We start from the raw sequence: 13,923 nt of genomic DNA on the forward strand, positions 1-13,923 counted from the left end.
GTGTGAAAGGGTTCTGACCAAGTGAGCGGCGCGGACGGTACCACCCATCTGCCTCCTGCGTTGCAGAAGTTCTTCCAGGTCGTGCTGGGCATGGAATGGCCTGAGGCGGACGAGGGCGGTCTGCGCGAGCTGCGCGGGGCGTGGTCGTCGGCCGCGTCGGCGGCAGAGGAGTTCGCCGAGTCGGTGGGCGTGGACGCCACCGTGCTGGCCGAGGCGTTGCACGGCGCGCTGGGCGATCAGGTCGCCGGGTATCTGCGTGGCGACGTCGTCGCCGGGGTGGGCGACCTGGTCTCCGCCATGCGGGAGTTGTCGCACGCGGCGGAGACGGCGGCGGCGGACGTCCAGAAGGCCAAGATCATGCTGATCGCGATGGCGGCGTTGGCGTTGGCGACGGTGATCTCGTTGCTGTACTCGCTGATCTTCTCGTTCATGATCCCGGCGGTGGAGGCGGCCGCGCAGGTCGGCCTGCGGCTGGTGCTGCGCGAACTGGCGGCGAAGATCGCGTCGTTGTCGGTGCGCGGGGTCGGTGTGGCGACGGCGAAGCTGGGTGTGGACGCGGCCAAGTGGGGTGCGTTCGGTGGTGCGTTCATGGGCGGGCTGGACGGCGGGATCCAGCTCGGGCAGATCGCCGCGGGCCGGCGGCACGGCTTCGACTGGGAGTCGTTGAAGGGCTCCGTGATCGGCGGCGTCATCGGCGGCGCTGTGGGTGGTGTGGCGCACGGGTTGTCGCGCGGTGTCGTGTCCGGGCTGTCCGCGGAGGTGCGTGGCAGGGTGTCCGGTTCGGTGCGGGCGTTGGGGCACTTCGGTTACGCGTCGGCGCAGGTGGCTTCAGCGGGGTTGAGCAACCCGTTGATCAACGTTGCCACCGGGATGCGCGGCAACGTCTGGGACGGCATCATCGGCGCCGCGTCTCGTGCTGACGGTGTGCGGGCCGGTGGCGGTGGCGTTGCTGACCTGAAGGTCCCAGACTTCAAGATCCCATCGATCACCGCCTTCGACGGTCTGCCCGCCTACCGCGACCTCCTCCCGGACGGGGGAGAGGTCGCTGAGAGCGAAAGCAAGTCCGAAAAGGACGCGGACGAGGTGTTGTCTGCTCACTCGGTCGCGGACCCGGCCCGGCCGTCCGATGCAGGGGAGCCTGTGGGAGACGGCGAGCTTCAGACAGACCGTGCTGAACCTGCTGCGGCCGGTGACGCCACCAGCTTGAGCGCGACAGACGTTTCGGCCAAGGACGCGGACGACGCGGACAAGTCCAAGCAGGACAACGCCTCCGAGTCGCACGCAGTGCCGACCGCCCTCCCCGCCGCGCCGGACGTGACCAGTGCACCGGCATCGACTGCCACCGGATTCGCGTCGGGACGGGAGTGGGCGGACGTCAGGGACGCCGTCACACCCACACGGCACGCCGCCGAACGCTTCGAGGCCGTCCGCGACCCCAAGATCGAGCACGGTCAGATCGAAGGCCGCATCACGCAGATCCGGTTCGACCTCCGCCGTGCCACCTTCACCGGTGAGGACGGCACGGTGCACACCATCAGGGAGGCGACCGCTCCCATCTCGCTCCGCGCGAAGGACCCGACTGCGGCGGCTGCTTATGCCGCGCGGGTCCAGGGCTTGCTCGACACCCACTTCAACCACCGTCATCGGTACTCCAACGGCGACCAGGCCCATTTCAGCGTCTCCCACACGCCGGACAACGGTGAGCACTGGAGTTCCAACCCGCACGACGCCGTGCCGATCACGTTGAGCAGCAACGGCGACGCGCGCACCGACCAGCTCACCTGGCACGTCGACAGACCCGAGCACGCCGTGCACGAGGTCTTCCACTTCTTCGGCCTCGCCGACACCCATGCCGATTCGCAAAGGCCCGCGCTCCTGGGCAGGGCCGACGAACCCGGGATCATGGGGGCCGCGGCGGGGCTGGAACTCGGTGCCCACAACCTCGAGGCCCTCGACGGCGCCACCTCGGCCACCCACACCGGTCACCCCGCCCCGGACGTCGTCACCTACCCGAGCCCGCCGGAGCACGAGCTCCACGGCCCTGTCAACGCACCGGCGACGCAGGTGCCGCGCACCGCGCCCGATCCGGCAGCCGTCCAGTTGGCCGTGAGGGCGAAGATCGACCTGCCGCTGGTGTTCGGCAAGCCGGAGTTCGGGCCGGTCCGCGCGGCTCTGGGGCAGATGTTCACGGCCTCGGGCAAGGACGGGAAGTGGGTGTCCGAGCAGTACGCGGACCGGGTGCTGCTGGTCCTGGCCGACACCCTCAACGGTGTTCGCAGGATCTACGACGACGCGTTCGACGTGCGGGTGCAGGTGGTCGCGATCGGACCGGCGAGGGACACCAGGGCCGGGAGCGCCGACTTCGGCTCGACGCACACGGCGGAGTCGGCCACGCGGTCGGCGAAGGAGGTCGAGCGGACGCCGGTCGACCCGTCGAAGATGCTCGACGTCCCGGCCGGACCGGTCACGGTGTCCGGGCGGGTCGCCGGGATCGGCGCGAAGTCGAGCAGCGGCGCCGCGGTGCGGAAGGCGGAAGGGCTGCGGATCGACGCGCATCGGGAGACCGAGACGGTCGAGTCCGTGCACGAGGTCGTCCACCGGATCACGGTGGAACCACGTGGGCGCAGGCTTTCGCGCCGGGGTCGGCACACGGCGCCGGAGATCCGTGACGTGCCGGTGACGATGACCCTCGCGTGGCCCAAGCGGATCGACCCCGCGCTGCAGAGCCCGCGGTCGGTGTCGAGCAGCTACGCGGAGATCGAGCCGGGCTCGTCCCCGGCCGACCGGCAGCAGGCGTACGCGAGGTTCGAACGCGAGCGCAGGGCGATCAAACAGGTCGTGCTGGCGGGGATCGGCGACGTCTTCGACCGCGTCAAGGACGGACTGCGCCTCGACCTCGCCGATCCGGAGACCGCGCGGTTGCGGTCGTGGCTCGACTCGCTCGGCCCCGAGCACGGGCGCGACATCGTCACGGGCGGGCTCGTCCGCAGGACCTTCACGTTCGACCACCGGCGGCACCCCGTCGAGATCGTGCTCGGCCGGGCTCACCTGCCCCATCGCCCGCGACGGCCTTCCGAGCACGTGGAGAGCGGCCGTCGCAGCATCAGCCACCGCCACTCGACGAGCGCCGAGCACCGCCTGTCCGAAGGCGGGACGAGGGAGTGGGGCGGTGAGATCGCCGTCGGCGTGGGGGAGAGCCTGGCCGAGGCGATCGGCGTGACGCTCAGCGGTGGCGTCAGCTACCGGAGGTCCGCCGAGGACACCGGGGTGCACACCACGGAACTGCAGCGGGACCTCGACGAGCAGACGACCGGTGATCTCGACAGCCACGACATCGAGCTGCACTACCTCGTGTCGATGTCCGACGCCCGCAGGCCCAGCACGCCCAGGAGCTCCGGCTCGCCCGGCTTCTCCCGAGGGCACGCGGCGTTGCCGGCACCGATCACCGTGCCCGGCGCCGCGCGGCTCTCGGTCGCCCGCAAGGGCGAGATGAGCTCCGACACCGACGACGCGGGCACGGGAGGCAGCGTCGCCTCGCTGCGCGGTCCGTCGGGCCTGCGCCTCGAAGAGGTCCCGGGTCACGTGAGCGCGCGCTGGACGCTGACGCGGGAGACCCTGGAGGACGTCACGGGCCGCGTGGTGCACCGGCTGGCCGCCACCGGGCTGATCCCGGGCTCGCACGCAGCCAAGGTCACCGAGGACCTGCGTCAGCTGCTCACCGCGGACGCCCAGTCCCTGCTCGACGGCGGTGACGGCCTGCGCCTGCCCCTCCCCGGCGCCGCCGGGGACCTGTTCCTGCGCGGGAACGTCGAGGCCTCGAAGGGCCGGTACGTGAAGGCCGCGGCCTGGAAGGAGCTCGCCGGCCGGATCTCCGCCAGGGACTTCCACAGCTTCGAGAGCCTTCGCCGGCGCAGCAAGGGTTTCCACGTCTCGGTCGAGGGCGGTGCCGGTACCGCCTCGCTCTCCGGCGAGATCGGGCCATCGCGCACGAAGGAACGCCGGGGGTCCGTGTCGCAGTCCGTGGAGACGGAGCAGACGTGGAGCGGCCGCGGCGGACCGAGCTACCTCTACCAGTTCCCGGTGGAGATCGAGGTCCGCACCGGCGCCGGGTGGCACGACCTCGACGCCCCGATGAAGTGGGACGACGGGCCTGTCTCCGGGCGCCTCGAGATCGCCGTTCCGGCCCGGCCGGGCAAGGGCGTGGACGTCGTGCCGGAGGACGTCCTCCCGGAGACGGGCTGGACGCGAGGGGCGCCCCTGCCGCCGATGCGGCCGGGAACCCTGCCCGCCGAACACGTCGTGGACTCGGTCTCGCCGGTCCGCCACCTGGTCTCCACCGCCACCGAGATGCTCGTCCTCACCGCGGAGAAGGGACTCGGCAAGGAGGCCAAGGCACTGGTCCAGCGCCTGGTGTTCGGCGACGAACCGGCGAACCTCGGTGGCCGCGCGGAGGACGAGGCCACGGCCGCCTCACGGGCCGCGCTCGAGACGTGGGGCAGCTGGAGCAGCCGGCAGGGCAGGCTCGCCGTCGCCGCCGGCCCCGCCGACGAACTGCCGCTGCGCAGCTACAACGACGGTGGCCCTCTCGGCACGGGCAGTCGTGACCTCACCGGCGACGTCCGGCTCACCACCACCTACGGCAACCCGCGGATCATCGACCGCAACGACGCGCAGACGTTCGGCCGCACGCAGCACCGCAAGACCGTGCTGATGTCCGGTGAGAGCGCGCAGAACGCCGTCGCCGCGTCCTTCGAGGCGTCCGTGAAGGCGGGGGAGCGGTTCACCGGTGGCGGCGGGCTGTCGGCCGACTACTCCAGGGGACCGATGTCGAGCACCACCGACACCGTCGACCTCGAGACGAGCCACAGCCGGGTCGAACGCGGCTACCTCGTCGAGTTCGACGCGCACCACCACCTCGCCACGTCGGTCGGCCGGAGCCGCACCGGGCCGTTCGGAGGTCGCCACGAAGGGCACGTGAGCAGGCAGGAGCGCGACAAGTTCGTGCCGCGCGCGGTGAAGGTGTGGGTGACGGCGAGCGACCTGCCGCGCATCGGCGAGCTCACGAGCCACGACCTCGACCGCAACGTCCACCCCGACGACCGCGCCGCCTACCACGCCGTGCAGACCCCGGCACCCACGTCGAGTCCGGTCGTGAAGGGACACGGCCCCGTCGAACCCGCACGGCCGGAAGTCGTCACCGAGCTGAAGAACCGGCTCCGCGAGGAACTGCGCAAGTGGGAGAACGAGATCACCGACAGGGAGGTCGCGGCCCAGTACTCCCAGCTGCACGACGCGCTGGTGCAGAGCTTCGGAACCCGTCTCGTCCTCGGCGGTTTCGGCACGATGCTCACCGACATGCTCCACGGCGGCACCGAACTGCTGGGCGAGCGGCTGGGCGAGTCCGGCAAGCTCGAACAGCTGGTGGTCGTCAGCGCGAGACGCGTCGACGGACGGGTGCTCGGCGCGGACGACCACTTCCGCCACCAGTCGAAGGTCACCACGACCCGCCATCACGTCGCGGGCAAGAGGTCGAGCTTCAACTGGGGCGTCAAGGGGTCCGCCGTGCCCGATGTCGGGGCGCCGGAGGGCTGGGTGGGCTCGCAGCTCTCCGGGCTGCTCGACCCGAACGCGGCCGTGGAGGGCCGGCGGACCAGCGAAGCGCAGACGCGGAAGGTGCACGAGCAGGTCGTGACCTACACGTGGGCGGGCCGGGGCGTGCGCCACGAGTTCGGCATCGAGGTCCAGGTGCGCCTGCGCCCGTGGGCCCACTCCGGCCAGTACCGCCGCCACCTGCCCGGTCTGCGCCACACACCGGTGCAGGACACGCACACGCCGAACCCGTTCACGATTCCCGCGGCGATCCGGACCACGGTCGCCGTCCCTGCCGCGGCGGCGCCTCTGGCCACTGTGGACGGATCATTGCGGGAAACCCTCCCGGCAAGGGGAATCCCGCTCGAGTCGACGCTGCGTGCATGGCCCTTCCCCGCACCGAAACTGCACGCCGAACTGGTGCGGCTGGCCGACGGGCTCAGCGCCCGGCGCGGCGCCTCGCTGCTCGTCGGCACCCGCGCGGGCCAGCTGAGCAACTACTTCGCGGAAGCGTTGTCGGGCAACGGACACGTCGTCACCGTCGGCAGCCGGCAGGTGGACTCGGTGACGATCCGGATGGACCTCGGCCGCCGGGAGGTCGTCACCGAACTGCCCGGTGCCACGCTCACCAACTCGGCGTCGCGCACCGGGCACGCGGTCACCGAGGTCACCGGGGAAGCCGGTGCCGAGGCCGCGATCGCGGGAGGTCTCGCGGAGTCGCTGGTGCCGGGGCTCTCCGCGAACCTGTTCAACCTCAACGTGTTCGACGAGAACGAGGTCGGCTCGTCCACGTCCGCGGCGAAGCCCTCCAAGGTCTACCTCGTGCGGGCCGAGCTGAGCTCGACGATCACCGTGACCCCGCCCGGTGGCCCGGCGCGTCCCGCCGTGTCCACGGGCCCGGACGGCGAGGTCTGGTTGCGGGCCGACGAAGCCGGTCTGGAGGCACTGGGTCTGAAGCCGGTGGTGCCCAGCACCCCCGCGTCCTCTCCGGGAATCCCGGTGTCGCCGCGGATGCGGTCCGCGGTCCTGAGGCCCGCGCCGAGCACCGGCCTCACCACCGCGTACCGGGACGTCTCCAGGGGAGCGGGGGAGATCGTCCTGTCCCCGCAGGCACAACGCGCGTGGGTGGACGAGCTCACCACCCTCGGGTCCGGCGCCCTGGAGCAACGGGACCTGCCGTCCGGCACGGGTGCCAGGCTGGCGGACATCGACGGCGCGTTGGCGGTGCTGAAGGACGCATCCGTGCGCACGCGAGTGCGCAGCCTGGTCAACGACGCCGTGCTCGTCACTTCGCTCGCACCGCTGTCGTACGAGCTTCGCGGCGGCGCGGCACCCCGCGTGTTCCGTCCTGTGTCGCCTCTGCGGTTGACCCAGTTGCTCGACGACGTCCGCGACCGGCTGCACCGGGGGGAGAACCCGTTCGACGGACCGCTGTTGCGAGGCCTGGACCACGATCCGGCGGCACCGCTCGTCGTCAGGCTGGCGACGCTCGCGACCCTGAACCTCAGCGCGCGGGCAAGGACGACCCTGGCGAAGGACCCGCTCTTCACGGCGTTGCTCGCGGCACCGCCGGTGCTGGGGGAGGCGTTGTTCGCCGCGGCGGGGCACGAGACGCAGCACCGCGACACCACGGCGGAGATCGCAGTGGTCAACACCGCCCTGCGTTCACGGGTGCCGACGATCGCCGCGCTCCTGCAGATCGGCCGTGCTGCGGTCCGTTCACGGGAGGACTTCGCCGCGCTGAACGAGCGCGCGTTCGCCCTTGTGACCGCTGGCCAACCAGACGCGGCGGCGTGGCGTGAGCTCACCGACCGCTGGTCGAGGACCGTGCAGGACCTGGCCCCGGATCGCTACCAGGCGGTGGTGCGATCGCAGCTCGCCCAGGAACTGAACACCGGAACGGAACGGCCGGGCGGCGGGATCGCGGTGAACGGCAGGCTGGGCACGGCGACCGAGCGCATCGCGTTCTGGAACGCGCTCGCCGAGGGGTCCGGCCAGGTGCTGCACACCGCGGACGGGCGTCCGGTGCACGTCCGGGCCCTGCTCGACGGCCCGCGCCGCAAGATCGTCGTGAGCGACCCCGCCGAACGCGCGGCGCGAGCAGCGGACCTCGACGGGTTCGCCGTCGAGGTCTCGCTCCGCGAGTACCGCGCACCGGCACAGCTCTTCACGGCGGACACCCACCGCCGGTCCGGCATCGCCGTTAACGCCGGCGTCGTCCTCGGCGGGAACGCGGGCGAACGGGCGAAGGCCGAGACGTTCCCCAAGGCCGGGGACGGGGCGTTCGCCGTCCTCCTGGGCTCGGACGCGGGCACCGCGACCGCGGCCGTGATCACCGACTCCGCGCTGGTCGGCGGGTGGAACGGCCGCGACGGCATCCGCGTGGCCGGACCGGACCTGGAGTCGATGGGTGACGCGGCCCTGGAGGCGGCGAGGTCGCTCGGCGTGTGGGTCGACCTCCCCGCGAGCGCGGCGGACAGGGTTGCGAGCGAAGGCTGGGTCCGGCACCACCCGGACGGCGAAGTCCGCCCGTCCCCGTTCGAACGCGCGCACACGCCCATCCGCGCCGGCGCGTTCTTCGGCCAGGACAACGCACTCGCGGTCGCCGAGATGCTCCCGGCGGAGAAGGGCGTCTTCGCCGTCGTGCCGGGACCTGGTGCCGAGTTGTCGGCGCAGGACGTGGTCGACGCCGTTCAGGCGACGGCAGGCGAGTGGCGTGGTGTCCGGCTGTTCGTCTCGGACCGGCCCGGGCTCGCCGAGCTGGCCGCCGAGGTGAGCGCCGAGCTCGGTGTGCCGGTGGCGAGGCCTGCCGCTGACCTCCACCTGGGCTTCGGCGACGCGGGACCGGTCGTGCGGGAGAGCGCGTCGCAGCCGTCCGACTGGCTGATGACCCGGCCGGACGGACAGGAGGCCGACGGGCCGCCGTACGCGCTGGAACGCCCTGCCGACGCCGAAGAAGCCTTCGGGCTGCCCGCACCGGTCCGGCTGACCGCCGAGATCCTTCCGGGAGAACGGGATTCGGTTCCCATGCCGCCGCGTCCGTCCGAAGTGGACGTGGCGAGACCTGTCGCGGCTTCGTGGTTCGACCCATCCGGGACGCCACTGCGTCCGGTGCAGTGGGAGCACCTCCGCGCGAGCGTCGACGTGCGCACCGTGGACACCGAGCGGTTCGACCCGTTCATCAGCGGCAGCCCCACGGCGGACGAGCTGGCCGGCCAGCGGCACCTCGTGCGCTACGACGTTCGTCGCATGCAGGTCGGTTCGCGTTTCGTCCGTGAATTCACGGTGCGGCTGAGGCTGCACGGGGCGACCCCGGAGCTCGAAGCGGCAGTCCACAGTGGAGTGGACTCGGTGGTGAACGCCGGCCACCGCCTGCCCGGCGGCGACCAGCTGCACGTGCGGGTCGAGTTCGTGCGACCGGACGAGTCCGCGCACGCCGACATCCGCACACGGCCGCGCGACAGCACTCTCCCGAGCGACCAGCTGCACTGGCGTCTTGACGACGGTCCCTCGCTGGCCCACGAGGTGCTGCACTTCGTCGGCCTCTCGGACGAGCACGTCGACGCGAGGCGGGTGTTCCTCCGCGACAGCACGCTGAGCCGCGTCGAGAGCGACGGCGGTCCGATGGGTCCTTCCGTCCACATCGGAGCGACGTTGAAGCCGCGGCACGCGTGGTTGATCGAACGCACGCTCGTCGACCAGCTGGGGCCGGTGGAGTCGTGGAACCCGGTCGACGCACCACCTCTGGAAAGCCTGACAAGGCCGGACACGTCGGAAGAACACGTGCCGATGCCACCCAGGCCCGCGGACGGCGAGCTGCTGACCGACTCGACCGGTCGGGCCACCCTGCTGAGCTACCTCAGCGCCGAGTCGCGCGCGGCCGTCGGTCTCGGGCACTGGAGTGGCGGCAACGACCACAGCTACCGCGTGCTCGAAGTGACCGGTACCGCGGGGGCGAGGTGGGAGGTGCCGTCGAACTGGGCGCACGCGGTGGACGACACCCGCGAGTCGCCGAGGTTCCTGCTCCTCGAAGCGCGCCACGGCACGTTCGCCGGCCCTGCTCCGAGCGCGGTCGCCATGGCCGCGCGGATGGCGGGCGATCCCGGCTTCGCCCGGCTGAACTCGGCGCACACGCAGGCGCCGCTGGTCGTTCTGGTGGCGGACGACACCGCCGCACCGGGCCGCAACGTGTTGAGCGGCCAGTTCGCCGAGCACCTGCAGTCGCTGACCGGTTGGGCCGAGACCTACCACTACCAGGGCCCCGTCAAGATCAGTGAGGTGGGAGCGGTGAGCATCCCGCTGGGCGGTGCTGTCGGCACCGTGCGGACGGTCACACCGGCGGACCTGCGCTGGGACGAGCAGGGCGGTGTCTTCGACTTCGTCGACGACGGATCACGGGTGCACCGGTTCCCGGCGGAGATCACCGATCCGCTGGTCGTGTCGTTGGACGGAGCGGTGTCCCACGCCCGGTTCGACCGCCGCGGCGGCGGACGGCTGGAGCTGGACGGGGCCCAGTTCGGTCGTGTGCTGCTGCAGATCCCCGACTTCCGCGACGCGCTCGTCGCCGACCCCACGCGCCCCGTCGTGCTCACCGGCGGTCCGACGGGTCAGCGCAACAACCACAGCGGGTTCGGCTTCGACCTCGCGGGGGCCCTGCGCACCGCCGGTCACTTCAACGACGTCCACGCCCCGGTTCGCCGCGACGACGGCGTTCTGAACAAGGTCTCCGGTCTGCGGGACGGCGACCTGAGGATCGAGGCCGTCCACGACGCGGAAGGCCGGATCGCGGCGGTCCTCGTGCGATCACCTGGCGACCACGGTCTGCTGGAGGGGGTGCGGAACTGGGCCAGGCAGCCGGGTGGACCCGCGCTCGGTGCCTACGCGGCCCCCGGCGGACTCACCGTCGCCGCTCCGTGGTCCGGCCGGCCCGGCGTCGTGTTCGCCCGGCCGGACGCGGACGGCCACCTCGTGCTGCGCTCGGACGGAACCCCGCTCCAGGTGGGAACGGCCGAACTCGCGAGGGTGCTCGGTGACGGATCACTCCTGCGCGACATGCTCGGGATCGGCACCCGCGGCGAGACGGCCCGCGGACTGGCCAAGCCGGTGCTCTTCGCCCCGATCGCCGGCCGCTCCGAACCCGACGCGGCGGCGTTCGCGGAGGGGATCTTCACCGGTGGCTTCGCGCGGACGGTGTTCGCGCCTCGCGGAGAGCTGACCGTGACTCCCGCCGGACTCGTGCTGGACGGACCGGGCTTCGACCAGGCCGCGCCACGGCGTCCCGGATCGGCCGACCTCGTCCACCACCCAATGGTGAACCGCGCGCTCGGCGTGCACGGGCAGTTCTTCCCGGCGCGTGACTTCGACGCGGTCAACACGAGTGTCAGCGCCACGCGCGGTAACCAGCGACAGCACTACTACGTGATGGAACCCGGGGGCCAAGCACGGTCTTACGTGCTGCCGGCCCCGGCATCGACGTGGGTGGTGGCCGCGCACGCCGATCCCCACGGCATGGAGGCGGTGCTGGCGACGAATCGGCCGCACCAGCGCGGCGACTCCGTCAACGTGGGCGGCGACGAACTGGCGCGGATCGTGCGCGCGGGCGAGTTGTTCCTGACGCACCACCGAGGAGCGGTGACGCACCTTCGGGTGCTCAACTGCTCGTTCAACGCTCGAACCGCCGGCGGTGGGCCGACTCCCGCGGAAGCCCTGCACCGGGCGTGGGGTGCGGGCGAGCCGGTGCTGGGCAGTCTGCTCGCGGCGAACGCCAGGGTGGACGTCGACGCCGGTGGCGACCTGTGGGTCGACGGCGGCACCTACACCGACGTCACGATCGCCGATGATCCGTTGGTGTCGCTGGGCGAACTGGCCATCACGGGTGAGTACCGGACCGACCTGTTCGCACCCGGCCACTTCGACGACGAGATGCGGCAACTGGTCCAGAACATCGCACGGGGTGCGGCCTGGAGAGCGCGCAGGCACGCGGTGCGACCGTTCGTCGACATCGTGGGACACGGCGTGAACCAGGAGCACGCGAACGAACGGACAGCAGAGGTGAACGCGGCGTTCGCCCGGACGTTCGCCACCGAGGCCGCACGGCTGGAGCGCATCGGGCTCCCGGTCACGCCGCAGGACGTCGAACTCGTGCTCTCGCCCGTTGTGCTGTCGAGCGACTCCGGCCACCCGCTCGCCTTCGTCGTCGCCCACTTCCCGGTCGCGGACGTGGGGTACGAGGCGGTGATGGCGCCGGACATCGTGACGACCGCCCGCGCGTTCGCGGACCTCCGCGCCGATCTTCCCGTTCCGCCGGACGCACCACCGGTGGTGACGGCCCTGCGGGACGCGTCCGGTCGTCCGGTCGGCGTGGCCTTCCTCAACAGCGGCGAGGCGCACGTGGCTCGGGCGGCCGCGGACCTGGGCGCCTTCACCGTGGCCGTGCACCACGGCGCGGACGGTTTCCGCGTGCCGCTGCACTCCGGTGGTGTGAGGACGGTGGACGCGGAAGGCATGATCCGTGAACTGTCCTCTTTGGACACAACGAGGTTCGGCGACTGGCGGCGGAGCCCGGCCCTGACCTTCCTGAGCTGCCGCCTCGGCGCGCCGGAGCACCGTGAACGGCTCTCCGCACTGGAGGTCCTCGCTCGGGGGGAGGGGTTCACCGGCACCGTCTCGACCTACCGGGGACGGGTGGAGGTGCGGCCGGACGGCACCGTGCGGTCACTCGAGGACGACGAGCGCGTCAGCATCGGCGCGATCGTGCTCGAACCCGTTGCGGGCGCGCGTTTCTTCGACGCCCTGCCACGGGACCTGCGCACCGGGGAGAACGTGGTCGTGCTCGCCGGCGCACCGGAGTCCGACGCGAGCCAGACCGCCGCCGCTCTGGGCGCCGACGTGCTCGTGCCGCTGGAAAGCACCGCGGTCACCCCGGCGGGCCAGGTGCTCGCGACGGGGTGGAGCCGCGCGGCGGACGGGACCATGAGACCGGACGGCGCCGCCGGCTGGGTGCGCTTCGGACCGGACGGCACGCAGCGGCACGTGCCCGTCGCGGACCTGGCCGGAGCTACCGGATCCCGCCCGGAGCGCACGGCGTGACCGCGACGAGCCGGTGGTACTCCTACCCGCCGGCCGGAGGACCGGACGAACTCGCGGCAGCGGCACTGGTGGCCACCCTCCTCGAGGAGCCCGGTGCCGTCGCGCTGTGGGAGACCTGGTGCGAACCCGGCTCGGTGCCGCAGTACATCGCGGTCGTCACGGCACCGGACCCTGCCCCGGTGTCCGCTCGCCTCGTCCGCGCGGTGCACGGTCCAGACCCGCCCCGGGTCGAGGTGCTCGTGGACGGAGAACCGGTTCCCAGGCAGGCACAGCGGGCACTGGAGAGCGCGATCCTGCTGTGGTCGGCGGAACTCGTGCCCGCGTTCAGGTTCGCGGGAGTCGGTGACGGCATCGGAGCCGACGGGTTCCCGTTCTTCACGCCGGACCACCCCGTGGTGCCGGTGCAACTGCGGCCCGCCGTGCTGGCGCACCTGCTGGCCGCGCCGATCGTGCTGGCCACCTCGGCGACGGACGCCGACGTGGTCGAACGCGAGCGCGGGCAGGTCGTTCCGCTGACCCTGCGCACGGACGGGGCGTGGATCTTCTCCGACGCGCTGGGCTACTACCTGCACCACTACGGACTGGCCCCGGAACGCGGCCTGCTCGACCGCGTCGGCCGGGCGGGACCACCCGGCCGCGTCGCCGTGCACCAAGCCCTGCAAGTGCTGAGAGGAAGAGCGTGACGGAAGAGAACTGGTTGTTGCTGATGGATCCGGGCTGGGAGCCGGAGGACGAGGGCGAACCGCCGCCGTTGCGGGCGGTCGTGGGGGTGTGGGCCGTCGAGGGGCAGGGAGCGATCGGGAAGTTCCAGGCAAACCCCGACTACGTCCCGTCGGACGGGAGTTCGCCGTCGGACCCGGTCGACGCGGCGCTGCGCCTGGTCCTGCGCGGTGAGCTGCCGATCGAGCAGGCGCGGGGTGTGCTGGCAGAGGTGCTCGTCGACGTCGCGATGAACGGGGACGGCAGGCCGTTGGTGGTGAGGTCTCCCGACGACGTGCCGTGCGTGGTCGTCTGCACCGGGCAGGTCCACCGCGACCGCACGGCCTCCCCGGACTGGTGGCGGACCGGCCTCGCCGGGCTGACCGGGCTCCTGGGCGAGTTCGACTGCCTGATCAACCCCGGTGGCCCGGCGGCGATCAGGCTCACCGGTGACTTCCTGCGCGAGGAAAGGCCAGAGGCCGCTGAACTGCGGTGACTCCCTTGCCGACGCCATCGCGAAGTCCAATAGAGGCTTTGTGAAGTGGG

Annotated in this window: 3 protein-coding genes; all 3 read left to right on the top strand. The window is 72.0% G+C overall.

All coding sequences use genetic code 11. From position 1 onward, the window contains the following. The first annotated feature begins 21 nt into the window (after positions 1 to 21). The 3 genes from IE307_RS37030 to IE307_RS37040 are packed head-to-tail and all read left to right on the top strand — an operon-like array spanning position 22 to position 13,873. Positions 22 to 12,678, top strand: coding sequence for a WXG100-like domain-containing protein (locus IE307_RS37030; RefSeq protein WP_191304115.1), 12,657 nt, complete (start codon positions 22 to 24; stop codon positions 12,676 to 12,678). Beyond that, complete coding sequence (locus tag IE307_RS37035) at positions 12,675 to 13,361, top strand: hypothetical protein (protein WP_191304116.1); 687 nt, start codon at positions 12,675 to 12,677, stop codon at positions 13,359 to 13,361. The genes IE307_RS37030 and IE307_RS37035 overlap by 4 nt, the downstream gene beginning before the upstream one ends. After that, positions 13,358 to 13,873, top strand: a complete 516-nt coding sequence (locus tag IE307_RS37040) for a type VII secretion system-associated protein (protein ID WP_191304117.1) — start codon at positions 13,358 to 13,360, stop codon at positions 13,871 to 13,873. Before IE307_RS37035 ends, IE307_RS37040 begins: the two co-directional genes overlap by 4 nt. Positions 13,874 to 13,923: the final 50 nt, after the last annotated feature.

It is taken from the genome of Lentzea cavernae (assembly GCF_014653695.1).
Lineage (GTDB): Bacteria > Actinomycetota > Actinomycetes > Mycobacteriales > Pseudonocardiaceae > Lentzea > Lentzea cavernae.